Source organism: Nocardia sp. JCM 34519.1, assembly GCF_020361265.1.
Classification (GTDB): domain Bacteria; phylum Actinomycetota; class Actinomycetes; order Mycobacteriales; family Mycobacteriaceae; genus Nocardia; species Nocardia arthritidis_A.
In genome coordinates, this window is sequence record NZ_JAIRBR010000007.1 from 350,088 (window position 1) to 375,993 (window position 25,906).

Annotated in this window: 20 protein-coding genes and 1 pseudogene; 16 read left to right on the forward strand and 5 right to left on the reverse strand. The window is 67.9% G+C overall.

The genetic code is table 11. The features are described from left to right. Positions 1–195 precede the first annotated feature (195 nt). The 9 genes and pseudogenes from LGY53_RS20425 (at position 196) to LGY53_RS20460 (ending at position 14,568) form a co-directional block, all read left to right on the forward strand. Complete coding sequence (locus LGY53_RS20425) at positions 196–1,635, forward strand: condensation domain-containing protein (protein ID WP_225728286.1); 1,440 nt, start codon at positions 196–198, stop codon at positions 1,633–1,635. Positions 1,636–1,652: 17 nt separating this feature from the next. Further along, positions 1,653–6,281, forward strand: coding sequence for a non-ribosomal peptide synthetase (locus tag LGY53_RS20430; protein WP_225728287.1), 4,629 nt, complete (start codon positions 1,653–1,655; stop codon positions 6,279–6,281). Further along, positions 6,281–7,306 (forward strand): acetylserotonin O-methyltransferase, encoded by a 1,026-nt coding sequence (locus LGY53_RS20435; RefSeq protein WP_225728288.1) that lies wholly within the window; start codon positions 6,281–6,283, stop codon positions 7,304–7,306. Before LGY53_RS20430 ends, LGY53_RS20435 begins: the two co-directional genes overlap by 1 nt. Before the next feature lie 77 nt (positions 7,307–7,383). Beyond that, a pseudogene (locus LGY53_RS44445) lies at positions 7,384–8,532 on the forward strand (amino acid adenylation domain-containing protein); the annotation flags it as partial. Next, positions 8,509–9,099: a phosphopantetheine-binding protein gene (locus LGY53_RS44450; protein WP_374111205.1), complete on the forward strand. Its 591-nt coding sequence runs from the start codon at positions 8,509–8,511 to the stop codon at positions 9,097–9,099. The pseudogene LGY53_RS44445 and the gene LGY53_RS44450, both read left to right, overlap by 24 nt. A 51-nt stretch (positions 9,100–9,150) precedes the next feature. After that, entirely contained in the window at positions 9,151–10,251 is a 1,101-nt protein-coding gene (gene hppD / locus LGY53_RS20445; RefSeq protein ID WP_225728290.1) for a 4-hydroxyphenylpyruvate dioxygenase, read from the forward strand. Next, positions 10,244–12,643 (forward strand): aminotransferase class I/II-fold pyridoxal phosphate-dependent enzyme, encoded by a 2,400-nt coding sequence (locus LGY53_RS20450; protein WP_225728291.1) that lies wholly within the window; start codon positions 10,244–10,246, stop codon positions 12,641–12,643. Before hppD ends, LGY53_RS20450 begins: the two co-directional genes overlap by 8 nt. Continuing rightward, positions 12,640–13,890 carry an MFS transporter gene (locus LGY53_RS20455; RefSeq protein WP_225728292.1) on the forward strand — a complete coding sequence of 417 codons (1,251 nt, stop codon included), beginning with the start codon at positions 12,640–12,642 and terminating at the stop codon, positions 13,888–13,890. The genes LGY53_RS20450 and LGY53_RS20455 overlap by 4 nt, the downstream gene beginning before the upstream one ends. Positions 13,891–13,962: 72 nt before the next feature. Beyond that, complete coding sequence (locus LGY53_RS20460) at positions 13,963–14,568, forward strand: hypothetical protein (protein ID WP_225728293.1); 606 nt, start codon at positions 13,963–13,965, stop codon at positions 14,566–14,568. 50 nt (positions 14,569–14,618) lie between these two features. Here LGY53_RS20460 and LGY53_RS20465 read toward each other — a convergent pair whose 3' ends face one another. Together LGY53_RS20465 and LGY53_RS20470 are read right to left on the reverse strand one after the other, a co-directional pair. After that, positions 14,619–15,590: an MFS transporter gene (locus LGY53_RS20465; RefSeq protein WP_225728294.1), complete on the reverse strand. Its 972-nt coding sequence runs from the start codon at positions 15,588–15,590 to the stop codon at positions 14,619–14,621. Beyond that, positions 15,527–15,787, reverse strand: coding sequence for a hypothetical protein (locus LGY53_RS20470; RefSeq protein WP_225728295.1), 261 nt, complete (start codon positions 15,785–15,787; stop codon positions 15,527–15,529). The genes LGY53_RS20465 and LGY53_RS20470 overlap by 64 nt, the downstream gene beginning before the upstream one ends. Positions 15,788–16,003: 216 nt before the next feature. On the opposite strand from LGY53_RS20470, the gene LGY53_RS20475 reads away from it, so the two are divergent. Continuing rightward, positions 16,004–16,264 (forward strand): hypothetical protein, encoded by a 261-nt coding sequence (locus tag LGY53_RS20475; protein ID WP_225728296.1) that lies wholly within the window; start codon positions 16,004–16,006, stop codon positions 16,262–16,264. Between the two features lie 862 nt (positions 16,265–17,126). Continuing rightward, positions 17,127–17,858 carry an MgtC/SapB family protein gene (locus LGY53_RS20480; protein WP_225728297.1) on the forward strand — a complete coding sequence of 244 codons (732 nt, stop codon included), beginning with the start codon at positions 17,127–17,129 and terminating at the stop codon, positions 17,856–17,858. A 322-nt stretch (positions 17,859–18,180) separates the two neighbouring features. On the opposite strand, the gene LGY53_RS20485 is transcribed toward LGY53_RS20480, so the two are convergent. Continuing rightward, positions 18,181–19,083, reverse strand: coding sequence for a LysR family transcriptional regulator (locus LGY53_RS20485; RefSeq protein WP_225728298.1), 903 nt, complete (start codon positions 19,081–19,083; stop codon positions 18,181–18,183). Positions 19,084–19,250: 167 nt separating this feature from the next. Here LGY53_RS20485 and LGY53_RS20490 point away from each other — a divergent pair, with 167 nt between their 5' ends. The 3 genes from LGY53_RS20490 (at position 19,251) to LGY53_RS44155 (ending at position 20,703) form a co-directional block, all read left to right on the forward strand. Continuing rightward, complete coding sequence (locus tag LGY53_RS20490) at positions 19,251–19,562, forward strand: EthD family reductase (protein WP_225728299.1); 312 nt, start codon at positions 19,251–19,253, stop codon at positions 19,560–19,562. 260 nt (positions 19,563–19,822) lie between these two features. Beyond that, on the forward strand, positions 19,823–20,446 hold the full coding sequence (locus LGY53_RS20495; protein WP_308102937.1) for a helix-turn-helix domain-containing protein: 624 nt from the start codon (positions 19,823–19,825) through the stop codon (positions 20,444–20,446). Continuing rightward, complete coding sequence (locus LGY53_RS44155; protein ID WP_308102938.1) at positions 20,443–20,703, forward strand: hypothetical protein; 261 nt, start codon at positions 20,443–20,445, stop codon at positions 20,701–20,703. The genes LGY53_RS20495 and LGY53_RS44155 overlap by 4 nt, the downstream gene beginning before the upstream one ends. A 3-nt stretch (positions 20,704–20,706) precedes the next feature. Here the strand turns inward: LGY53_RS44155 and LGY53_RS20500 are convergent, their stop codons facing one another. Together LGY53_RS20500 and LGY53_RS20505 are read right to left on the reverse strand one after the other, a co-directional pair. Next, positions 20,707–21,351: a response regulator transcription factor gene (locus tag LGY53_RS20500; protein ID WP_225728300.1), complete on the reverse strand. Its 645-nt coding sequence runs from the start codon at positions 21,349–21,351 to the stop codon at positions 20,707–20,709. Positions 21,352–21,360: 9 nt separating this feature from the next. Further along, positions 21,361–22,608, reverse strand: coding sequence for a sensor histidine kinase (locus LGY53_RS20505; RefSeq protein WP_225728301.1), 1,248 nt, complete (start codon positions 22,606–22,608; stop codon positions 21,361–21,363). Positions 22,609–22,832: 224 nt separating this feature from the next. On the opposite strand from LGY53_RS20505, the gene LGY53_RS20510 reads away from it, so the two are divergent. Continuing rightward, positions 22,833–24,482: a DHA2 family efflux MFS transporter permease subunit gene (locus LGY53_RS20510; RefSeq protein WP_225728302.1), complete on the forward strand. Its 1,650-nt coding sequence runs from the start codon at positions 22,833–22,835 to the stop codon at positions 24,480–24,482. Continuing rightward, the gene (locus LGY53_RS20515) at positions 24,479–25,876 is read left to right on the forward strand and encodes a serine hydrolase (RefSeq protein ID WP_225728303.1); all 1,398 of its coding nucleotides are present in this window, start codon (positions 24,479–24,481) and stop codon (positions 25,874–25,876) included. The genes LGY53_RS20510 and LGY53_RS20515 overlap by 4 nt, the downstream gene beginning before the upstream one ends. The last annotated feature ends 30 nt before the right edge of the window (positions 25,877–25,906 follow it).

A 25,906-nucleotide genomic window follows, 5' to 3' on the forward strand; every position in this document is an offset into this window, starting at 1 on the left:
GTGGTAATTGTCGAGATGTGGCCTTATGGCCGCGGGGAACACGGTGTAATACAGTGGGCCACACGAAGTTTCGGTTATCTCGCCGAAATTTCGGAGGGCCGGTGACAAAAATTGCCATATTCGATCGAATGACTCCGAATTGAACCGCCGATAATAGTGCGTTGGATTGCTCAATATTTCAGGGGGGTCCAGTAGGTGACGGATTGGGCGACGGCGCTGACGGCCGCTTCGCCGAGGCAGCGCGAACGACTGACCGAGATGGTTCGAAAGTACGGCGATCCCGTCGGAGTCTTTCCGGTTTCCTCCGCGCAAAAGCGGATATGGTTCGTCGAGCGTTTCGGCGCGGCCGGAATCACCTTTCACACAACGCTTCCACTCGAAATCGACGGCCGTCTGGATCCCGAAATTCTGCGGCGCGCGGTGGGCGCGATAGTTCGTCGGCACCAGGTACTGCGTACCACCTTCCCGATCATGGGCGATACGCCGATGCAAGTAATTTGGCCCGCGCCGGACGACGGCCGAATCGATATCCCGGAAACCGATGTATCGGCCGAGAAACATTTATCCGATGCGGCGATTCACGCCCTGCTCGTCGAGGAACAGCGCCGCCCATTCGATCTCGCCGAGGGGCCGTTGTTCCGGGCCCGCCTGTTCCGCCTGGCGCCGGAGGCGTCGATTCTGCTGTTCACGGTGCACCACATCGTCTTCGACGAGCCGTCGTGCCCGGTCCTGGTCGACGAATTGGCCGAGCTGTACACGGCGTTCGCGCACGGCCGGGGCGAGCCGCTCGCGCCGCTGCCGTGGCAGTACGCCGATTTCGCCGTGTGGCAACACGATCAGCGCTTCGAACGGGAATTCGCCTACTGGCGCCGCGAACTCGGCGACGCGCCGACGACACTCGACCTGCCTACCGACCGTCCGAGGCCGCCGCTGCCCGACTTCGAGGCGGGGACGGTCGAGCTGACCGTGCCGACCAGCGCCCGAGACCGGTTGGGGCGCTTGGCCATGGCGACGAAATCGACGCCGTTCATGATCCTGCTCGCCGCATTCGGCTGCCTGCTGTGCCGGTACAGCAGGCAAGAGGAAGTGCTCGTCGGCACCCCGATGGCCGCCCGCGAGCGGGCCGAAACCCGGCGGCTCATCGGCGTTTTCGTCAATATGCTCGCACTGCGGGTCGACCTCTCCGGCGATCCGACCTTCCGGCAATTGCTCCATCGGGTGCGGGATTCGGCGCTCGGGGCCTACTCCCACCAGGGCCTGCCGTTCGAGAAGGTGGTCCAGGCGGTGAATCCGCGACGGGACAACAGCCGAGGCCCGCTACTGCAGGCGGTCATCGTGCTGTGGGGCGGGCGGCCGAAGCGAGCGGCGGTCCCCGGCGCGGTATTGCGGCCGATGCGCCTCGGCACCGGCACGGTGCAGTCCGACGTCGCGCTGCTGTTCGATGCCGAGCCGGATGCGTTGCGCGGCGAATTCCGCTACAGCCGTGCACTTTTCGAACCGGCCACGGCCCGGGGCATGGCCGGTGATCTGGAGTCGATCCTGTACGGCGCGCTCGACGACCCGGATCGTCCGGTCTCCACGTTGGCGGCGCCCGCGCTGCGGCGGCGAAGCATCGATTCCGAGCGCACATGCTGAGGGGAAGGGAGCCGCTGATGGGACACGATCGAATCGCCGACCGAGACGAGGTTGTGGCCGAACCAGTATGGGCTGTAAGGCTTTTCGAGGACCGCGCCCGCGCGGATCCGGATGCGACGGCGGTGGTGTGCGGACCCGACGGCATCTCCTACGGCGAGCTGGACCGACGGGCGACCCGGCTCGCCCGGTACCTGGCCGGTCGCGGCGTCGGACCGGACGACCTGGTCGGTGTCTGCGCGGACCGATCCATCGGCTGGATCGTCGGGCTGCTGGCCGTATGGAAGGCCGGTGGGGCCTACCTACCGATCGACCCGGTGCACCCGGCCGATCGAATCGGCTTGATGCTGAACAACTCCCGGCCGCGGGTGATCCTGGCGGAGAACCACCTCATGCGGCAACTACCCGTCGCCGCGGAGCGGATCGTCTCCCTCGACGACGCCGTCGCCGAGTTCGACGGGTGCGCCATCACGCCCGCCCGTCCGGACAATCTCGCGTACGCCATCTACACCTCCGGTTCGACAGGCGTCCCGAAGGCCGTGCTGGTGAGCCATCGCGCCTTCGCGAACCTGCTGGCCTGGCTGCTGGACGCATTCGCCTTCGCGCCGTCCGACAGATGTCTGCAACAGGCCCGAATGGGTTTCGACGCATGCCTTTTCGAGGTACTGCCGTGCCTGTGCGCGGGTGCCACCCTGCACATATTGGACGACGACACCCGATCCGGCGGGGCCGAACTGCACGAATGGTTGCGCGACGCGCGGATCACCGTCGGATTCCTGCCACCGGTGCTGGGCGAGCCGCTGTTCCGGCGCGACCTGTCCGACCTGTCGCTGCGGGTGCTGTTCACCGGCTCGGACAAGGCGAACCGGTATCCGCCGCCGTCCCTGGCCGCCTCGTACCTGAACTGTTACGGGCCAACGGAAGCCGCCGTCGTGGTGACGGCGGGCGAACTCACCGAAGCGCCGGACCGGCCGGATACCTCGCCGCCCATCGGCACTGCGCTCCCGAATACCGAGGTGTATCTCGTCGATGACGAATTCCGGCTCGCGCCAACGGGTTCCGTCGGCGAGCTGTATATCGGTGGCGTCCAGCTGGCCAGAGGATATCTGAACGCCCCCGCGCTCACCGCGCAGCGTTTTGTCGCGGATCCGTTTTCCGGCTCGCCGGGCGCGCGCCTGTATCGCACCGGAGATCTGGCCCGGCGGCGCGCCGACGGTGCGCTGGAGTTCGTCGGCCGCGCCGACGATCAGGTGAAGCTGCGCGGTTTCCGGGTGGAATTGGCCGAGGTCGAGGCGGTTCTGCGCAGGCATCCGGCGATCCGTGAGGCCGTCGTGCTGGTCACCGACGATGCGGTGCGTGGCCGGATATTGACCGCGTATCTGCTGGCGTCCGGCGAGGTGAAGGCGCTCGAGCTGCGCAGGCATATGTACGCGAACCTGCCGTACTACATGGTGCCGTCGACGTATCTGCTGGTGGACGCGTGGCCGACGAGTGCGAACGGCAAGCTGGACCGGCGGCGTCTCGCGGCGATCGGCGGCAGGCGGCTGGGCGGTGGCGGCCAGGCGGTGGCGCGCGACGCGGAGCAGACGGCGATCGCCGCCATCTGGTGCGAGCTGCTCGGTGTCGATCATGTCGGCCCGGACGACAACTTCTTCGATCTCGGCGGTCATTCACTGCTCGGCACCCAGGCCGTTTCCCGGATCCGGGCGGCGCTGGGGGTTTCGCTGCCGTTGGGCGCCCTGTTCGCCGCGCCGACGCTGGCCGACTGTGCGCGGGAGGTCCGGCTCGCAAGAGGGCGTACGGACGCGACGGCCGCACCGCCGATCGAACCGGTGCGCCGCGGCGACGATATACCGCTGTCGTTTCCGCAGAGCCGAGTCTGGTTCATGTACAAGCTTTTTCCGCGGAACCGGGCATACAACTTCCAAACGACATTGCGCATCCGGGGACGGCTGGACGTCGCCGCGCTGCGCGAAAGCCTCGCCGAGCTGACACGCCGGCACGAGGTGTACCGGACCACCTTCGCCGAACGCGAAGGCACGCCATACCAGATCGTGCACCCGGACTGCCCGCCCTGCTCGGAGCATATCGATCTCACCGCGTCGGCCGAGGCCGATCGGGCCGCGGCGGTGCGGCGGATCGTCGACGAGCAGGTGCACACGGTCTTCGACCTGTCGCAGTTGCCGCTGGTTCGATGGACGGTCCTCACCCTGGGCCCCGACGACCACCTGCTGGTGCACGTCGAACACCACATGGTGCACGACGGGTGGTCGTTCACCCTGCTCCTCTCGGAGCTGCTGCGGCTGTATCAGGCCAAGGTGGACGAGGTTGCCGCCGACCTGCCCCCGCTCCCGATCCAATTCACGGATTACGTCTCATGGCAACATCTTTGGGCCCGCACCGAGGAGGCGCGGAAGCAGCTGGAGTATTGGCGCGGGCACCTCGCCGACTGCCCGCCCGTCGTGACGATCCCCGCCGACCGCCCCCGCCCCGAAACGCCCGGCTTCCTCGGCTCGACGGTCCGCAGCGAACTGGACGAGCCGGTGGCCGCGGCGCTTCGCCGTCTGGCGCACGAGGAACGGGCGACGCTGTTCGTCGCGATGCTCGCCGTATTCGAATTACTGCTGCACCGATACACCGACCAGGACGACATCGTCGTCGGATCCACCATCGCGAACCGGCACCGTCCCGAGACGGAGCTGCTGGTGGGCATGCTGGTCAACAATGTCGCGCTGCGGGTCGATCTCTCCGGCGACCCGACCTTCCGGGAACTGCTGGGGCGGGTGCGGGAGACCGCACTCGGCGCGTACGCCAATCAGGACACGCCGTTCGAACATGTCGTGCGGGCGGTGAGCCCTGACCGGACGCTCAGCCACAACCCGCTGTTCCAGGTGGCGTTCAGCTTCCACGACGCACCGATGCCCGCACTGCGGCTGCCGGGGCTTTCGATGCACCTGCACGAGGTGATGGGCAACGGCACCGCGAAATTCGACCTGAACGTCATCGCGATTCCGCGTTTGGAACAGGGGCTCGGGCATACGCCCGACGAGGGCGGCGTGCTGGTGGTTTACGAATACTCCACCGAGCTGTTCGACGCCGCGACGATCGAACGGCTGGCCGGGCACTACACGCGCCTGGTCGAGGCGGTTCTCGCCGATCCGGATCGGCCGATATCCGCGGTGCCCATGCTCGCCGATGGCGAGCGCGGGGAATTGGTCTTCGCTTGCGGCCCAGAGGAATTCGATGACGTTCCGGAACTGCTCGATGGCGTGGTCGGTACTGTATGTGGTTGGAGCCATGAGGAATTCGAGGCGCGCGTCAACCGGCTCGCCTGGATGCTGATGCGCTCCGGTATCGGCGCGGAGGACCGGGTCGCCGTATTCCTGCCGGGGACTGCGGATCTGGCGGTTGCAGTGGCAGCGATATTGCGGGCCGGTGCCGCATGTCTGCCTTTATCCGTTGCGGATTCCGACAGCCGGGTGGCCTCGCTGCTCGCGGACACGACTCCGGCGCTCGTGCTGACGACCGGTGAGCTCGGCAAGCGGATGCCGCTCGAACATCGGATAGCGCTGGATGACGCGATCATTCGAGACGAGTTGGATCGGCTGCCGGATACGAGACCGAACCTGGCGCGGGCGTGGGCGAGCGCGGCGTGGATCGGGTACGGGGCGGACGAGCGTGCTGTTGTGCTGAGCCGACGCGAGCTGGCCGCGGCGGCTCGGTCGCTGCATCGTCGGCTCGCTACCAAATCAGACGACACATGGTGCGTGACAGGCGATTTCGCGGCGTTGGGCATCGTGTTGGCACTGTCCGGCACTGCCGGGGGTCTGGAAGTCGCACCCGACGCGCATGCGCTGTCCGGAAAGGCCACGGTGCTCTGGGCCACCCCAAGGCTGTGCCGGGAGCTGGTCGAATGCGATATCGAAGGTTCGACCGTCATATCCGTCGGTGCCGAACTCCCTGCCGAGGTGGCTACCGCCCTACTGGCGCGCGGCGCGCGGGTGCTCGACGTATCCGGTTGGCCCGAAACATCTTTCGTATCGCTCATTCGGGATCTCGGACCGGGGGACGCGGTACCGGTCGGCGCGAACGGCAAGGTGCTGTTGGGTGCGCCGATCGATGGCGGCTATGCGGTCGTACTCGACCGGCGCGGCGACCTCGCGCCCGTCGGCCTGCCGGGCGATCTGTACATCGGGGGTGCGGGCGTCGGCCGGGGATCTCTCCGAGGGGCCGCCGCCACCGCGGAACGCTTTGTGCCCGACCGGTTCTCGGGGACGCCGGGCGCTCGGCTGTACCGAACCGGCGACCGTGCCCGCCGCCGCGTCGACGGCGGCCTGGAATTGCTCGATCGCCCCCGGCCCCGGACGAACGGCGCGGATCGCGGATATGTCGCACCCCGCACGCCGATCGAGGCCGGGCTGGCCGCGATGTGGACCGAACTGCTCGGTGTCGAACGGGTCGGTGTGTACGACAGCTTCTTCGCGCTCGGCGGACATTCGATGCTCGCGATGGTGGCCATCTACCGGGCGCAGGAGGCCTTCGCCGTCGACATACCCGCGGCGACCATCTTCGACGAACCGACCGTCGCCGCACTGGCCTCGGCGATCGAACGGCTCGTCGACGGCGGGCCGGAGCAGGAGGAAACATAATGGCGGACAACGATATTCCGAGTGTCCTCGTCGACGAATACCTCACGCTGGTCGACGACAGCTGTGTGGCGCTGCTCCCGCACGTGCTGCGGATCGCCGCCGAATTCCGGCTGGCCGATCTGCTGGCCGACGGACCGATGGACGTGGCGGCACTGGCCCGGACCGTGGGCGCCGACGCCGGGGCGCTGTACCGGCTGCTGCGCGCGTTGGCGAGCGTCGGCTTCTTCGAAGAGGTGACGCCGCGGACCTTCGCGCTGTCCGCGCTGGGCCGGCGGCTGTGCTCGGACAGCGCCGACACCGTCCGCGAGTCTGTGCTGCAAAGCGATTCGTACCGCGCGTGGGCGACGGCGGCCGATGCGTTTCGCAAGGGCGCCCCGGTTTCGCTGAATGGTGACGGACAGGATTTCTTCGGCCACAAGGACTCCGACGCGTCGGCGGACCGGTCATTCACCCGGCGCATGCGGGAGCGCGCGGCGCGCTGCTATGCCGGTGTGGTGGACGCGGTCGACTGGAGCCGGTCGACGGTGGTGCTCGATATCGGTGGCGGAGACGGATTTCTGCTCGGCGGCATCCTGCGCCGGGAGCCGCGGCTGACCGGCGTGCTGTTCGACCGGCCCGCCGTCGTCGCCGCGGTGGAATCCTCTGGGCACCTGAGTTATTTGGCGGGGCGGCTCCGATTGGCGGGCGGCGATTTCTTCCGCGAGTTGCCGGACGGCGCGGACACCCATCTGATGTGCAGCGTCCTACACGACTGGACCGATGCGCAGGTCGAGCTGGTACTGGAACGCAGCCGGGCCGCGCTCGCCCCGCACGGCAGGCTGCTCATCGTGGAGATGCTGGTTCCTGACGGAAACGATTGGCACCCAAGTAAATGGAGCGATCTCGGCATGCTGGTGCTCACCGGCGGTCGCGAACGCGACGGGCGGGAGTTCACGGATCGGTTGGCGGCCGCGGGTTACGCGGTGTCGGCGATGCGGCCGGTGCCCGATTCGTATTTCACCCTGATCGAGGCGGAATCCCGTTGACGCCCAGGAACATACCCGCGCCGACACTGCCGGAGCTGTTCCGCGCGCAGGTGGCCGCGACCCCCGACGCGACCGCGGTGCTGTTCGAGGACGGGTCGCTGACCTATGCCGAACTCGACGCACGGGCAAATCGGTTGGCGCGCTTGCTGATCGAACGCGGCGTCGGTCCGGGGGACGTCGTCGCGGTGATCCTGCCGCGATCGATCGAGATGATCGTGACGATCCTCGCGGTGCTCGCGGCGGGCGGCGCCTACCTGCCGATCGATCCCGACTACCCGGCCGACCGCATCGCGTACATGATGGCCGACGCGGCGCCGGTGCTGACCGTCACGACACAGGAGCTGCCGGACGGGCGGTCGCTGGTGCCCGCGGCGTCCGCGAGCGCTATCGCCGCGCGAAATCCCTTGCCGGTCACCGATTTCGACCGCATCCGGCGGCTCGACGAACGTCATCCGGCCTATATCATCTACACCTCCGGCTCCACCGGCCGACCCAAGGGCGTCGTCATCGCGCACCGCAGCCTGACGAATTATCTGTCGCACTGTGGGCGGAGGTATCCGGGTCTGCGGGGGCGGTCGATCCTGCATTCATCGATCGCGTTCGATCTGACCGTCACCGGGCTTTTCACGCCGCTCACCGTCGGTGGCGCGGTCCGGATCGCGGCTCCGGAGGCGGTGCTGGACGCGATGGCGGATGCCCCGGCGGTATTCCTCAAGGTCACGCCGAGCCATCTGGAAGTCATCGAAACCGTTGCGCGACAATGCGAAATCTCGGGTGACTTAGTGGTCGGCGGCGAGGCGCTGTACTTCGACGCGGTCGCGCGGTGGCGCCGCACGCATCCGAATATCGCGGTCGTCAACGAATACGGGCCCACCGAGGCCACCGTCGGCTGTGTCGAATTCCGCATCGAGCCGGGCGGGGCGCAGCCGCTGGACGGGGCCGTGCCGATCGGGCGTCCGGTGGCGAACACGCGAGTATTCGTGCTGGACAAGCGTTTACGTCCGGTGCCGCATGGTGCGGTCGGGGAGTTGTATATCGCGGGTCCCGGTGTCGCGATCGGATATCTGGGCCGCCCCGCCATGACGGCGCATCGTTTCGTGGCCGACCTGTCCGGATCCGGTGCGCGCATGTATCGCACCGGTGATTCGGTGCGGTGGAACAGCGAGGGCCAACTGGTGTTCGTCGGCCGGGTCGACGATCAGGTGAAGCTGCGCGGGTTCCGCATCGAGCCGGGCGAAATCGAGGCGGCCATCGCGGCACAGGATTCGGTGAAGCAGGCGGTGGTCGTCGTCAGGGACGGTGCCACCGGAAAGCGGCTGGTGGCGTATGTGACACCGGCGGCCGGCGTGCGGGCCGACCCGGTCGCGGTGCGGAACGAAGCGGCAAAGTTGTTGCCGGAGTACATGATTCCGTCGGCGGTCGTCGTGCTCGATGCCTTCCCGTTGACGCCGAACCGAAAGATCGACCGCGCCGCGCTCGCGACATCGCAGGCCTGGGCCGAACCGGAACCGATGCCACAGCCGGTCGCCGAGCCGAGCACCGAGACGGAAGAGGAACTGGCGTCGATGACGGCCGAACTGCTGCGCCTGGATCGCGTCGGCGTCGACGACGACTTCTTCCGCCTCGGCGGCCACTCGATGCTCGCCGCGCAACTGATCATGCGCATCGAGGACCGGTTGGGCGTCGTGCTGCCGCTGCCGTTCGTATTCGACCATCCGACGGTCCGGGGCATGGCCGGGGAGGTCGACCGCCTCGTCCGGCAAGCGGGGGTATCCGGATCGGCGGGCGGGTGATGTTCGAAAACCGCCATCCAGCAAGAGATTTCTGCGTCAGATGAAAGGGGGATGCCTGTGTACATCGACGATATCGATCACGTCGAATTCTACGTCGGTGACGCTCAGCAGACCGCCTACTACATGTGCACCGCATTCGGCTTCCGGCTGTGCGGCCGGGCCGGGCCGGAGACCGGGCTGCCCGATCAACGGTCGCTGCTGCTGCGGCACGGCGGCATCGCCATGGTGCTCACCTCGGGTTTGGCCCGGGACCATCCGGCTACCGAATACGTCGCCCGCCACGGCGACGGTGTCGCCAAGATCGCCTTCCGGGTCGCCGACGCCGACCTCGCCGCGGCCGAGGCCGCCCGGCGGGGCTGCGCGGTGCTGCGCGAACCGGTGCGCTTCGCCGCCGAGGACGCGTCCGTCACGATCGCGGAGGTCGGCGGATTCGGTGAGGTAACCCATCCGCTCGTCGCGCGCGACGGATCCGGAGACCAGTTCCTGCCGGGCGCGATGGAGATGCTTCCGGCGAACGGGGAACCGGACACCGGACTGCTGCACACCGTGGATCATGTCGCCGTCTGCCTGCCCGCGGGCACGCTCGACGAGACCGTCCACTTCTACGGCCGGATATTCGACCTTCCCGAGATCTTCGCGGAATATGTGGAGGTCGGGCGGCAGGCGATGGCGTCGAAGGTGGTGCAGAGCCGGTCGAAGCGCGCCACCTTCACCCTCATCGAACCGGATACCGGCCGGGAGCCGGGCCAGATCGACGCGTTCCTGCGGGCGCACGGCGGCGCGGGCGTCCAGCATTTGGCCTTCGGCGCCGTCGATATCGCGACCGCTGTTCCGGCGCTGATCGATCGGGGAGTGCGTTTCCTGGATACCCCGTCGGCCTATTACGACCGACTCGGCGCCAGGCTCGGCCCGACGGGCGTGGATATCGACGTGCTGCGGCGCTACAACATCCTGGTGGACCGCGATCACTGGGGCGAGTTGTTCCAGATCTTCACCAGGTCGATGCATGTGCGGGGCACGTACTTCATGGAGATCATCGACCGGCGCGGCGCCGAGACCTTCGGCAGCGGCAATATCAAAGCGCTGTACGAGGCGGTGGAGCGGTCGGATGCGACGCCGCCGCGCCGGGTGGCGGTACCGGGCCGTGGCTGAGCAAGGTTATCTGCTGGCCGACTTCGAGCGGTTGGCCAAGGCCAGGATGTCCTCGGCCACATGGGATTTCATCGAAGGCGGCGCTGGGGAGGAGCGGACCATGGCCGCCAACCGGCGCGCCTTCGACGAGCTGACGCTGCGGCCGCGGGTGCTCGGTGGTGTGACCGAACCGGATTCGACGAGCCGCATCCTCGGTCGCGGTTGGCCGGTGCCGATCGCCGTCGCGCCGCTCGCCTATCAGACGCTGGTGCACGCCGATGGCGAGCTGGCGACGGTGCGCGGCGCCAATGTGGTCGGCGCGCCGGTGATCGTCAGTACGTTCGCCGGCCGCCCGTTCGAGGAGCTCGCCGCCGCGGCGTCGGTGCCACTGTGGTTGCAGGTCTACTGTTTTCGCGATCGCGAGGTGACGCGCAGGCTGATCGCCCGCGCGGAGGCCGCCGGATTCGAGGCACTGGTGCTGACGGCGGATACGCCGCGGCTCGGGCGGCGGGTGCGCGACCTGCGCAACGGCTTTCGGCTGCCGCCGGAGGTGACCCCGGCGAATCTGCCGCCCGACGACTACGCCTCGCCGTCCGAACACGGGCGGCTGGCATTGGATCCGGCGTTGGATTGGACGATCATCGACTGGATGCGGTCGGTGAGCGGGCTGCCGGTGCTGGTCAAGGGCGTGCTCGGCGCGGAGGACGCGGCGCTTGCGCTACAGGCGGGCGTCGACGGCATCATCGTGTCGAATCACGGTGGTCGTCAACTCGACGGTGCGCCCGCGACATTGCACGCGCTGCCCGCCGTGGCGGCGGCGGTCGCGGGCCGGTGCCCGGTGCTGCTCGACGGCGGTGTGCGGCGCGGCGGTGATGTGCTCGCGGCACTCGCATCCGGTGCGTCCGGCGTGCTCGTCGGCCGCCCGGTCCTGCACGCGCTCGCCGCGGGCGGCGCGGCGGGCGTCGGCGCGATGCTGCGGGTGCTGACCGATGAACTGGAGGATGCGATGGTGCTCACCGGCACCGCGTCGATCGCTGCGGCGGGCCCGGAGCTGATCGCCGGGCCGGGCGCCCAACGCCGCGCGGCGGCCGCCCCGAGCGGTGTGCTGCGGAAAGCGCAACTGCACGCGAGCCTTTCGGATCCGGTGCTGGACACCATGAATTTCCTGAACGAGATCACCAGAAGGTATCCCGCCGCGATCTCGTTCGCGCCCGGCCGCCCATATCCCGGATTCTTCGATGTCGAGCAGGTATTCACCGCGACCCGGCGCTATCTGCGCTATCTCGCCGAGCGCGGCGATACGCCGGAGGAGATCCGGGAGGCCGTGTACCAATACGGTCCGGCCGCAGGCCAGATCAGGGAGCTCATCGCGGCATCGCTGCGCGCCGACGAGGGGATCCGGGTGGCGCCGGAGGCCATCGTCGTCACGGTGGGCTGTCAGGAGGCACTGGTGCTCGCGCTGCGGACGCTGTTCGCCGGACCGGATGACGTCCTGCTGGTGGCGAGCCCCTGCTACGTCGGCATCACCGGCGCGGCGCGCCTGCTCGACATCCCGATCCGCACCGTGCCCGAAACCGAGGAAGGGCTGTCCGCGGCCGATCTCGACTCGGCGATCCGGGCCGAGCGCTCGGCGGGACGGCAGCCGAGGGCCTGCTATGTGGTTCCCGACCATTCGAATCCGTCGGGAACGATGATGTCGCCCGCGGCGCGCGAGCAACTGCTCGAGGTCGCGGCCCGGCACGGCGTACTCGTACTAGAGGACAGCCCGTACCGCCTGGTCAGTGCCGGGCAGCGGTGGCCGACCCTGAAATCGCTCGACCGGCACCGGGTTGTCGTGCACATCGGGTCGTATTCGAAGACGCTGCTGCCCGGCGCGCGGGTCGGTTTCGTCGTCGCCGATCAGGTCGTGCACGGTCCCGGCGGCAAGGTCGAGCTCCTGGCGGACGAACTCGCCAAGGTGAAGAGCATGATCACGGTCAACACCTCGTCGCTGAGCCAGATCGTGGTCGGCGGCATGCTGCTGGAGGCGGACCACCACCTCGCCGAATCGAACCGATCCGCGGCGGCCCGCTACGAAGAATGCCTGCGAACGTTGTTGGAACACTTGCGGATCCACTTCCCGCCCGTTCGGGCGGCCCGGTTGGGCGTGGCCTGGAACGAGCCGAAGGGCGGATTCTTCCTGTCGCTGCGGGTGCCGTTCCTGGCCGACAATGCCGCACTGTCCCGCTCGGCGGACCGGTACGGCGTGATCTGGACGCCGATGTCGTACTTCTACCCGGGCGGTGGCGGTGAGCGCACCATCCGGCTCGCCTTCAGCTACCTCACCCCCGCCGAAATCACCGATGGTGTGGCGCGGTTGGCGGAGTTCGTCGAGGCGGAGGCGGCCGCCGATTCGCCGGTGCCGTCGCCGTGAGGGCGCCTGGACTGTTGCGGCAGTGGGACTTTCGGCAATTGTTCCTCGCCGATACCGTCAGCCAGGTCGGCAGTCAGGTCAGTCTGCTCGCGTTGCCGCTGATGGCCGTGTGGCTGCTGCACGCGTCCAGTCTGGCGGTCGGGATCCTATCCGCTTGCAGCACAGTGGGTTTCCTCGTTGTCGGCCTGCCCGCGGGCGCCTGGGTCGATCGGTCGCGGCGGCGGCGCGTACTCATCTGCGCCGACGCCGGACGGGCGCTGATACTCGGATCCGTTCCGCTGGCATGGCTGTTCGGCGTGCTCACCATGGGGCAGCTCTATCTCGTCGCATTGCTGTCCAGCGTCCTGACGGTGTTCTTCGACGTCGCGTACCAGAGTTATCTGCCGCATCTGGTGGGTCGCGAACATCTCGCCGAGGGCAATGCCCGATTGGAAGGGGTGCGGGCCGTCAGCCAGATCGGCGGGCCGACCCTGGCCGGGCTGATGATCCAGGCGCTGTCCGCGCCGGTGGCGATCGTCATCGATGCGGTCAGCTTCCTGATCTCGGCGCTCTTCCTGGGGCGAATCCGCAAACGAGAGCAGTTGCCGGACAAAACGAACAGACATCTCGGCCACGAGGTGCGCGAGGGATTGCGTTTCGTCTTCGGCAGCCGGATATTGCGCGCCATCGCCCTATCCACCGCCTCCTACAATTTTCTGTCCGCGGCGCGCAGCGCGATGCTCACCGTGCTGTTGGCCCAGGTATTGCAGCTATCGGCCAGCGTGATCGGCGCCTTCTTCTCGATCGCCGCGGTCGGCAGCCTGATCGGCGCGCTATTCGCCCGCAAGATCGCCGAACTGGTCGGGCAGGGGCCGACGATCTGGGTGGTGGTCGCGGTATCCGCGCCGTTTCAGCTGCTCGTTCCGCTGGCGCAGCGCGGTTGGCTGCTGTGGCTGTCCGCCGCGGCCTATCTGGTGATCTGGCTCTGCGCATCGGTTTACAACATCACCCAGGTCAGCTTCCGGCAGCGGCTCACGCCGGATACCTTGCTGGGGCGGATGAATGCGACGATGCGCTTTCTGGTCTGGGGCATATCGCCGCTGGGCGCGGCCGTCGGCGGCGTCCTCGGTCAGCTCATCGGAGCGCGCACCACCCTCTGGGTGATCGCCGTCGGCGGGGTGATTCCCCTACTGCCACTGCTCTTTTCGCCGCTGCGCTCGACGCGGGAACTGCCGGACGGTCTGCTGCCGACGGAAAGGAGCCGCTGAGCCACGTCTCGCATTCGTCCAACCGGCTGGGACGAATCCTCTACGATCGTGCCGAACGACAGGGGGATCGCCGTGGCGGATAATGAAAAGTATTGGCGCACAGCCGGTGTCGGTGCCATCGTGGCGGCGTTGATCGGCGCCGTCGGGGCGATCATCGTGGCTGTCATCAATCACGACCAGGCCAAACCGTCGGCGCCGCAGACCACTGTCATCTCACCGGTCGTTCCGGCGTCGACGATTCCGGGGCCGCCACCGGTCGGGCCCGGACCGACGACCGTTCCGAAGCCGTCCGGACCCGCCGCCGGAACCACCTGGGTGACCTGCACCGTCACCGTGCCCGACGGCTCCGGAATACCGCTGCGCGCCAGCCAGGACTGTCCGGCGGCCGAAAGATTCGTCAGCGGCTTGGCATTGAGCCTCAACAACCTGTCGTATGGACTCGGCGTCGACGGCGCAGAGAACGTCGCGACCCTGAACAGCACCACACCCACCTATGACGACTGCCGGAACACCCGGCAATACATCGGCAGCAGAGTCGAGCCGAGAGACTATGTCCGCCAAACCCTTTGCATTACCGGTAAGGGACTGGTCGTCGCGGCGTCGATACTGAAGGGCGATTCCCGGTTCGAAACCGGCTATGTGACGCTCGGCCTGACAATATGGCAGGGACCCAATTGACCTGAGCCCGAGGATGATTCATCCGATGGAGCCACCCCGGGCCGATCGGATCAACTGTTCGAAACGGTGAGCGTCCTGTCCCGGCCAGCAGGCTCGTCGCCCGGGGTCCGCTTACCGACGACCGCGATCGCCGCGAGCAGTAGTCCCACCGCGCTGAGCAACGCACCGACCAAGTTCAACGCCGGATAGCCGAATCCGGCGTCGATCACCCGCCCGCCGAGCCACGCGGCAAGTGCCGCACCGGTATTGAACGCCGCGATATTGGCGGCCGAGGCCAGGGTCGGCGCGCCTTCGGCGTAGCGCAGCATCCAACTCTGCATCACCGGGACGAGGCCGAATCCGGCCGCGCCGAGCAGCGCCAGCGTGATCGCCGCCGGAATCGCGGCATGCACCGTCGCGGTGAACACCAGCAGCATCGCGACCAGCAGGGCCGAACTACCCACCAGCGCCGCTCGCGGCGACCGGTCCGCGACCCGCCCGCCGAGCAGATTGCCGACCACCAGCCCGGCCCCGTACAGCACCAGCAGCCAGGCCATGGACGATTCCGCGAAGCCGGCGGTCGTCGTCATCATCGGCGCGATATAGGTGAAAGAGATGAACAGCCCGCTGATTCCGGCCGCCGTCATGGCCAGCACCAACCACACCTGCGGGCGACGGAACACCGCGAGCTCCCGCCGCAGGCCCGCATCGGGGTCGCCGGGCGTGCTCGGCACCAGCGCGGCGATGCCGAGCAATCCGATCAGGCCGAGCAGCGCGACGCCCCAGAACACCATGCGCCAGCCGAGGTGCTGGCCTATGACGGTTCCGGCCGGAACGCCGAGCACATTGGCCAGGGTCAGCCCGGTGAACATCGCGGCGATCGCGCCCGCCCGGCGATCCGGCGTGACCAGCCCGGCGGCCACCACGGCCGCGACGCCGAAGAACGCGCCGTGCGTGAGCGCCGACACGACTCGCCCGGTCATGAGCAGGCCATACCCGGGTGCGATGGCGCAGAGGGTATTCCCGATGACGAACAGCGCCAACAGCCCGAGCAGTACGGTTTGCGGCGCATCCGAATGGTGGCGGCGGTGAGCAGCAACGCACCCGCGACCACGCCGAGCGCATAGCCCGAGATCAGCAGGCCCGCAGTGGAAATGGAGACATCGAGGTCCCGGGAGACCTCCGGCAGCAGCCCGTTCAGGATGAATTCGGTGCTGCCGAGTGCGAAAGCGCTGATCATCAGTGCGATGAGAGCAAGTGGCACAGCAGGATTCCCTTCTGATTCGGTTTTCGATCGCCGAATCAGCCTCGATCCGTTGCGCGGCGGTAACCAGAGGGCCGCGCAGCGTAGGCATCGGGTTCCTGCTACCGGCAGGGTCAGGTTGCGGATATTCTCGAACCAGGTCAGCGGCGCACTGCCTTGACAGCGGTTCTCGGTCCGGCTGAGAGTGGGTCGATGCGCCACATAGCGGAGGAACTCGACACCGAACCGTCGCAAGACTTCGACCCGGTCGGCACGGTCGAGATGGCGTTGAGTCGCTGGGGAACATATGACTTTCACGGATCGATCGATGAGATCGCCCGTGCCGCAACCGATATCGGCGGAGAGTATTTCTACGTCACCGATTCGCTCGGTGCCCGGATCACCGCCACCGCATACCGGCGCAAGAATCGCTCCCGTTCCCGATGCTGGATAGCGCGAGCGTTGCTGCACTGAGCCAGATTATTTCGACCGCCCCTCGTGCGTGACGGTCCGAACAGCGGCCACCTTCCCGTGCGCTGGAAAGCTGTGCCGGGCAACCGTTCTGGATGACCGCCTAATGCGCCCAGCCGCAAGGGCGCGGCCTACTCGACAGGAGGGGGCTGGATGAATACGACAGAGTCCGGAACAGCACCCACTCGTGGTGGAGTCCGCCGCTCGGCCTCCCGAGCGTCTGCCTCCGGTTCGGCGCTGGTGACGGATTCGTTCTCGTCGGCCGCTGGATCAGTACTCATCGGAGCTGCTTTCGCTGGTAGGACCCGTTCCCCCGCAACAAGTATCGCAGGCCCGTGGCGAAGTGACTTCGAAAACAATCGGTACGTGCGGATGTGCTGCGCCGCAGCAGATCTCGCAGCACAACGCCCACCCGGCGGAATGCCAGGACGCAGATGACTGGCAGGCATCCTGAAATCGCCGTGCATTGCTGATGTCGAGATGATCTCTGCGGGTTGATCTTTCGGGTGTGCCGGGTGACCGCCCGGCGCATACGGTTGGGCGTGAGGTCAGCCCGGCCTGCGGTTTCGCGAGCGCGGCCGCACCGATCCGCTCGGCCAGCGCTGGCGCGTCACTGTTGTTGTCGGTGATCCGCGCGGTCGCGTACATGCCGTGCCGTGACAGATCGCGCGTGGCGAACACCGTTCGCGTGGCCGATGTCGTGGCCGGTCTTGCTCCACAGCACCGTGCCGTCCGTATCGGAGTATTCATCGGCCCGCCGTCGCTGAAACACTGGGTGACCGGTGGAGATGTCGCACAGCGGTCGCCGTCGGGCCTGCCGGGATGATGAGGAGTGGACGTGGCTGGTGGCTGGTGCTGTGGGGGGATGGTTAGCCTGGAGCGGGTGGTATTGGCATATTTCGGGGAGTCGACCGGGCAGGGGCCGGTGCAGGTGGTGGAGTTGGGGCTGGCGCTGGTGTTGTCCTCGGCGATCGGGTTCGAGCGGGAGGTGCGCCAGAAGAGCGCGGGGTTGCGGACGCATACGTTGGTCGGGGTCGCCGCGGCGTTGATCATGTTGGTGTCCAAGTACGGGTTCACCGACACCCTCGGTGAGCATGTGACCCTCGATCCTTCACGCGTGGCCGCGCAGATCGTGTCCGGGATCGGATTCATCGGTGGTGGTTTGATTTTCGTGCGGCGTGATGCGGTGCGCGGACTCACCACCGCGGCCACGATCTGGCTGACCGCGGCGGTCGGGATGGCTGCGGGGGCGGGGCTGTGGCTGCTGGCGATCCTGGTCACCGCGGCGCATTTCCTGGTGGTGTTCGCCTTCACTCCGCTGGCGGCGCGCCTGCCGCGCTCGAAATACGCGCCGGCCCGGCTGCGGTTGTGCTATGTCGACGGGCGTGGGGTGTTGCGCCGAGCACTGGCCGAATGCAGTGCGCGCGATTTCACCGTCGGCGAGGTGTCGATCGAACATCCCGACGCCGATCACGAGGTGTCGGTGCGGCTTTCGGTGCACGGCGGCGGATCGGTGAGCGAACTCGCCGCGTCGCTGGCCGATATCGATGGCGTCGTAGAGGTCATCGGCGGCGAGCCGGACGCCGCTGCGGCGTGAACCCGCGCGGCGGTTCGGATCGGATCGAGTGCGATACCCGCCGAATCCGGCCGCGGTTCCTAACAGGTCCACCGGTTCCTGGCCACCACACGGGCACGATCACCCTTCCCGGCGAAACCACCAAAGGCAAGCAACCGGGCAAGCCGGTGTGGTGGGGTTACCGACAGCCACAGGACAACTCCGGCAACGTGTTCATCGCGCCTGGCGCGATCAGGCAGAGCAGGTCGTGTCGCGGCAACGCCGTCGTCGCCGCGAAGTCCGCCGGGCGCAAGGTCTTCGGCCTCACCACCGTAGACGTCCGTCTCGCGTGATTTCTTGCCCGTCAGTCCGGCAGCCAATGCTGCTCGTATGCCAGGGTTTTGGCGACGGCACGGATGCGGCGGTGTAGTGGCGACTGCTCGCGTGGGAGGACCAGGTGGATCGTCAGGCTGGGCGCGCCCCGCAGCGGTCGCCAGGTGAGACCGGTCGTTGTTGTCGTGGCCGCGGCTTCCCCGGCCGGGGCGAGTGTGCGCCCGTCGCGTAGGTCGCGCTGAGACATGTCGAAAGAGACTGCGGGCGTGTGGAATCGGGCGTGTGGTCCCGTGTCGCGGAACAGTGCGGACAGCTGATCGTGGATCACGGGATTGGCCGTACGGTGGGGGAGTCGCAGCGGGTACGCGGCCGCGTCGGCGATCTCGATCTCCGGGTGTTCGGCCAGCGGATGGTGCTGTGCCAGCTGGACCCCGACGCGCTGACGCCGCAGCAGGTACCGGCGCACGCCACGGCCCGGCTGTGCACCGCGGGTGATCCCGGCATCGATGCGGCCGTCGGCGACCGCGGGGGAGATCTCCGGTGTCGCCATCGGGACCGCGCTGACCTCGAGTCCCGGGGTGCTGCGAATGAGCCTGTCCACCAGGGCCGGTGCGGTCTCGGCCCCGGTGCTGAGGCTGTATCCCATGCGCAGCGTGCCCAATTCACCGGCCGCCGCATTCCGGGCGGTGTCCCACGCTCGGTCCAGCGCCGCGAGCGCGGGCGGCGCGGACTCCGCCAAAGCCGCACCGGCCGTGGTGAATTCGACGCTACGCGTATTGCGGACCAGCAGGCTCGTACCGAGTTCCGCCTCCAGTCGACGTATCCGGGCGCTGAGTGCGGGCTGTGCGATACCGATCCGTGCGGCGGCGCGGGTGAAGTTCAACTCCTGCGCCAGCACCAGGAAGTACCGCAGGCTCACCGTATCCGGCGCCACATGCCCTCCCCGTCGATTGATAACGATCGGTTCTGAGCCTATCGCGTACCGGTCTTTCCCTCGACCGCACATCAAGCCCTAACCTGCGCATATGACGATTCGACTGAAACCTCCTCCGCCCTCACCCGAATCCGGATGTCCCGCATCCGGCGATATAGGAGGCGGTCGTGCATAAGTTGGTGGTCCTGTATCCCAAGCCCGCCGATCCTGACCACTTCCGCGACTACTACGTGACCGAACACCTTCCGCTGATCAGGAATTGGCCCGGCCTGCTCGCGTGGCGCTACAGCTTCGACGTGGCGGCCTCCAACGGAGAAGCGCCGTATTTCGCGGTCTTCGAAGCCGACTTCGCCGACGCCGCCGCCCTGGCCGCGTCGCGGGCGTCGACGTACGGCCGGCGGGCGGCGGCAGATGTCGTCAACTACGCCACCGGTGGTGCGGTCGTCATCGACTATCCGGTGCAGGACGGCACCGACTGAGACAGGCCGGGACGCGTCCGGTCGGCCGTTGCGGCCAGGTCCGGCTATCCGGAACGCCGTGCCGGTTGGCGGTTCAGGCTGGCAGCATAAGTCCCAATGCCCCTGATAATGGCCGACATTGGGGCTTTGATCAGAAGTGACCACCGGCGATCGAAGATCCGTGGCGCAGCCGTAACCAGACGGTCGCGCAGCGTAGGCATCCAATTCCTGCTACCGGCAGGGTCAGGTTGTGGATATGTCGATCAGGCAGACTGATCGGTATGAATCAGTCCTTCGTCGCCGACCTCGGCGGCTTCCTCCGCGCGCGGCGGTCCCGCCTGCAACCTGCGGATGTCGGCCTGGTCTCCTACGGTGCCCGCAGGCGCGTGCCCGGATTGCGCCGGGAGGAGTTGGCGCAGCTGGCCGGGGTGAGCGTGGCGTACTACACCAGCCTCGAGCAGGGGCAAGCTCGCAATGCGTCCGCCGAAGTGCTCGATGCGCTGGAGCGGGCGTTGCGGCTCGATGTCGACGAACGGGCGCATCTGCACGATCTGGCGGCCGCCGCGCCGCGCCGTCGTCCGGTCGCGGTCACCGAGTCGGTGAGTCCGCAGCTGCGCCAACTGCTCGAGGCCATGGACGGCGTGCCCGCCATCGTGTACGGCCGCCACCTCGACGTGCTGGCGTGGAACGGACTCGGAGAGGCGCTGATCGGCGCAGGCCTGCCGCCGGACGCGCCCGAGCCGCCCAACCACATTCGGATGCTCTTCCTCGATGACCGGTATCGAAACCTGTTCGTGCACTGGGAAGCCGAGACCCGCCCCGCCGTCGCATTCCTCCGGTTTGGTCGCGGGCCGGTAACCCGAACGACCCGCGACTGGCCGCGCTGGTCGGCGAGCTGTGCGTGAAGAGCCCGGAGTTCGCGCGACTGTGGAACGATCACGATGTTCGCGAATGTACCTTCGGGACAAAGGAATTCCGACATCCGGAGGTTGGTAGCTTCGAATTGTCCTATCAGATGCTGCGATTGCCGGATCAGCCTGATCAGCAACTGCAATTGTTCAGTGCGGCACCGGGATCGGAGGGGCAGACCGCGCTGCGACTGCTGGGCACCATCGCCGCGACGGATCGGGCGCAGCGGAACGTTTCGGCGGACGCCCCGTAACCGTCAGGACTCCAGCCACGCGAGTACGGCGAGGACGCGGCGGTGGTCGTCGTCGGAGGGTGGCAGGTTGAGTTTCGAAAAGATCGACGAGACATGCTTTTCCACCGCGCCGTCGGTGATGGTGAGTTGTCTGCTGATGGCGCGGTTGGTGCGGCCCTGTGCCATCTGCTCCAGCACTTCCCGTTCGCGCGGGGTCAGTTCGTCGAGGGGTCGGCGTTTGCGGCCGGCGAACAGGCCCGCGACCACTTCCGGGTCGAGTGCGGTGCCGCCCGCGGCGACCCGTTCGAGTGCGTCGGAGAGTTCCTCCAGTTTGGAGATGCGGTCCTTGAGCAGGTATCCGACTCCGCCGAGCCCAGCCTGGGCGAGCAGATCGGTGGCATAGGACGCCTCGACATACTGCGAAAGCACCACCACCGCGGTGCCGGGGACGCGGCGGCGGGCTTCCAGCGCGGCGCGCAATCCCTCGGTGGTGAACGATGGCGGCATCCGCACATCGGTGATCGCGATATCGGGCCGGTGCTCGACCACCGCGTCGACGAGCGCGTCCCCGTCGCCGACGGCGGCGACGACGGTCGCACCCGCCTCGTCGAGCAATCGGATAAGCCCTTCCCGCAACAACATCGAATCCTCGGCCAACACCACTCGCACGCGGCGATGTTACCGGGTGACCGGAATCTGCGCGGTGAGCACGGTCGGCCCGCCCTCCGGGCTGTGCACGTCGAGCCGCCCGTCGACGCCGGTGAGCCGATCGGTGAGCCCGGCGAGGCCGTGGCCCTTGCCGAGGTGTGCGCCGCCGATGCCGTCATCGGTGATCTGCAACCACAGACCCGTCGTATCCAGCGTGACCTGGACGGTGGCCCGGGTGGCGCGGGAGTGCTTGGCGACATTGGTCAATGCCTCGCTGACGGTGAAGTAGGCCGCGTTCTCCACCGCCTCGGGCAGTCGCTGTCCGTCGGCCAGCTCACAGTCGAGCGTCGCCGGGACGGGGCAGCGGCCGACGGCGGCGGCGAGCGCGGCGGTGAGGCCGCGGTCGAGCAGGATCGGCGGCGCGATACCGCGGGAGACCGCGCGCAACTCCGACAGTGCCTCGTGGCTCTGCGTTATCGCCTCGTCCACCAGCGTCCGCGCCGTCTCCGGATCGTTGTCGATACGGCGGCGGACCGCCTCGAGATCCATGGTCAGCCGGGCGAGGCGCTGCTGTGGGCCGTCGTGCAGGTCGCGTTCGACCCGGCGCAACGTCTGCGCCTCGGCCTGCACCGCCGCGCTGCGGCTGACGGTGAGCTGCTCGGCCCTGGCCCGCAATGCCGCCGTCTCGTTGGTCAGCAGTTTGCGGGCGAAACTTGTGTGCAGGAAGGCCAGCGCCCGCAGCACGCGGGGCCCGGTCACCAGGAAGAATGTGCCGAGCACCACGTTCATCAGCGCGTCCCAGAAGAATCCGTGCAGCCCGATCATGTCGGGCAGGGTCTGGCTGTCCGGGTATCGGGGCACCACCCAGCCGTACAGCGGGTAGGTCAGCCCGACGATCGCACCGGTGGTCCAGATGACCGTGACGCTCCAGGTGAATACGGCCAACGGCATGACCAGAATTCCGTGCAGCACATCGCGCCAGCGCTGCGGATCGGTGAGTACGGCGGCGAACCGGCGCGGCCCGATGCCGGTGGTCGCCTTGTAATAGGTGGGCGGCAGCTCACCGGCGGTGACCGCGCGCACCCTGAGCCGTTCCAGGTCGGCATATGCCTTGGCCAGCACCAGCATGGCCACCAGCACCGGGAGACCGACCCACACCACCACCAGCGACAGACCCAGCAGCACGCCGGTGACCAGCGTGACGAAGGTGACCAGCCCGATGGCGAGGCCCGGTAGCAGATAGACCAGGTCGCGCCGGGTCTGAGCGATGTCGATCATGCGGATAAGGATTCCCGAGCCGGGGTGGGCGCCACCATCCGGTGGCCGGGACCAGCCGGGGTGGGGCTACCCCTACCCGCGATCTGGTGTCCGCTGTCGTCGCGATCCGGTTGCTCACCGGATGGGGGATGGCGCCCGGAATTCCTAACGTCATCGGTGGGCATCGGCAGTAGGCCCGTGCCAGTCCAAAAGTCCTGTACGAGAAGAGAATACGTGTGAGAGTAATGGCGCGATCCCCGGTCGAACCGATTCCGGCGCGAGTCTGGCCGACCCTGCTCGCCGTGGCGTTCGGCGTGCTGGTGGTGGCGTTGGACGGCGCCGTCGTCGCCGTCGCGAGCCCGAGCATCGCCGGTGCCCTGCGGGCCGACGCGGCGGGCATCCAATGGGTGCTGACCGCGCAATCGCTCGCGACGGTGGGCCTGGCCATCCCGGCGGGCACCCTGGCCGACAAATTCGGTCGCAAGAAGGTATTCCTTTGCGGCGTAGCCGGATTCGCGCTGTGCTCGCTGGCGTGCGGGTTCGCCGGTTCGATCGGATTCCTCATCGGCGCGCGAGTCGTGCAAGGCGCCTTCGCCGCGCCGATCTTCCCCACCGCACTGGCCATCGTCCGGGACGCGTTCCCGTCGAGCCGGCTGCCGACGGCGCTCGGACTGTTCGGTTCGGTCACCGCGCTGGCCGCGGCGGGCGGTCCGCTGCTCGGCGGTGTGCTCGTCGAATACGCGGGTTGGCACTGGGTGTTCCTGATCAGCCTGCCGTTCGGCGTGGTCGGTGTGTTGCTCGGCGGATTCGTGATTCGCGAATCCGCCGAACCCGGGTCGAAGCGGCTGGACCTGGCGGGCGCGGTCACGGCGACCGCCGCGGTGGCCGGCCTCGTCTGGGCGATCACCGGAGCGCAGGAGCACGGCTGGACGTGCGCGTGGACGCTGCGCTACCTGGCGCTCAGCGCGCTGGCGCTCGGTGGCTTCCTCGTGATCGAACGCGTCGTCGCACATCCCATGGTGCCGCCGGGTTTGTTCCGCGACCGTTCGTTCACCGCGGGCCTGGTGCTGCAGGCGCTGGCGCAGGCCGCGCTCACCGGGGTCGTCTTCGGGCTGATGTTCTATCTGCAAGGGGTGCGGGCGCTGGGCGGCACCGCGGCGGCCGTCGCGCTGCTGCCGCTCACCGTCACGGTCGTGATCGCCGCGCCGCTGGCCGGGGTGCTTACCCAAAAGTTCGGTGCCAGAACGACATTGCTGCTCGGTGCCGGGGCATTCGCCGCGGCGTTCGCATCGCTGCTGCGCCTCGCCCCGAATTCCACGATGGCGGAGCTGATCCCGTCGCTGCTGCTCGTCGCGGTCGGTGCGGGATTCCTGATGGTGGCATCGATGGAGGCGATCCTGCGCAGTACACCGGTCGGCAATGCGGGCGTCGTCGGGGGAGTGAAGCAGGCGGCGCTGGAATTGGGCGGCACCGTCGGGGTCGCCGCGACGAGTGCGCTGCTGGTGTCGGTGGTGAATTTCCGCTTTCCGAACGCGGTGCGCACCGCGTTCGGATCCGGTGACCCCGTGGGCGGGCGGATCGCCGACGATCCGCGGGTGCGTCAGGATGTGACGCTCGGATTCCCGCCGCCCGCGCGGCAGCACCTGTCCGACCAGCTCGGCAATGTCGGTGCGCGCGTGCCGAATCCCGTCGACACCGTCACCGATGCCGCGCACCACACCTTCGTCGCCGGCCTGCACGTCGTCTGCGGCGCGGGCCTCGCGATCGCCGTCGCGGCAGCGGCGCTCGCACTCCTCGTGCGCGGCCGGTCCTCGGATAGTCTTGCCGGACAGCACGATCCGGAACAAATCGTGGCGACCATCGGAACCCTGAGTAGTGAAGGAGCTGTATCATGACGAATTCCAGTCCCGCCGAGGCGATCCGGACCACATTGGATGGCGAGCACTGGCGAAAGCGACTCGCCGACATAGCCACCCGGCACGGCATTCCCGGTGCGGTACTTGCCATTTCGCACGGTGACGAGATCGTCGAGGCCGCGCACGGCGTACTAAATCTCGACACCGGCGTGGAAACCACCGCCGATTCGCTGTTCCAGATCGGCTCGATCACCAAGGTGTGGACCGCGACCGCGATCATGCGGCTGGTCGATCAGGGCAGGCTGGAGCTGGACGCGCCGTTGACCGAGGCGCTGCCGGGGCTGCGGCTCGCCGATCCGGACACCACCGCGCGAGTCACCATGCGGCACTTGCTGACTCACACCAGCGGTATCGACGGCGACGTATTCACCGATACCGGGCGCGGTGACGACTGCCTCGAACGCTATGTCGCCGCACTTGCGGATGTGCCGTCGATCTTCCCGCTCGATGCCACCTGGTCCTACTGCAATTCCGGATTCAGCCTGGCCGGGCGGGTCATCGAGGCGGTCACCGGCAAGACCTGGGATGTGGCCATGCGCGAGTTGCTGTTCGAACCGCTGGGCCTGCGCCGCACGGTCACCCTGCCCGAGGAGGCGCTGCTGCATCGCGCCGCCGTCGGACATCTGCCCGGTCCCGACGGTGCGCCGCGCCGCGCGGACCGGTGGGTGCTGCCGCGCAGCGCGGGGCCCGCCGGACTGATCACCGCGTCCGCCCGCGATCTGCTCACCTTCGCCCGCCTGCATATCGACGGCGGTGTCGCGCCCGACGGCGATCGGTTGCTGCCGGCCGACCTGGTCGAGCAGATGCGGGCCGAGCAGGCCGTGCTGCCCGGTCCGGAGATGTCGCCGAGCCTGGACTCGTGGGGGCTCGGCTGGTTCCGGCTCGACTGGGACGGCCACCGGATCATCGGACACGATGGCGGAACCCTGGGCCAGACAGCGCTTTTGCGGGTGCTTCCGGAACAACGGCTGGCGTTCGCCATGCTCACGAACGGCGGCGAGGTGGGGCCCGCGATGAACGAGGTGTGCGCCGAGGTCGCCGCGCTCGTCGGCATCGCCGTGCCGGAACCGTTCGCCCCGCCCGCAGCGCCGGCGCGGGTCGATGTGGACCGCCACGTCGGCGTCTACGAACGCGCGGGTGCGCGCTGCGAGGTGACCCTCACCGACGGCAAGCCGCGGATGCGGGTGATCGGCACCGGAGAGTTGGCGGGCGAAATGCCGGACAAGACATTCGATTTGGTCCCGGCGGCCGAGGACCGGTACCTCTGCCACGACCCGCAGCTCGGCTGGATCCCGTTGACGTTCTATCGAATTGCCGATGGCAGCCCGTTCATGCACTTCGGGGGGCGTGCCACGCCTAAACGCACGGTGTGACGGTTCGGGTGCCCGGCGGATATCGCCGGG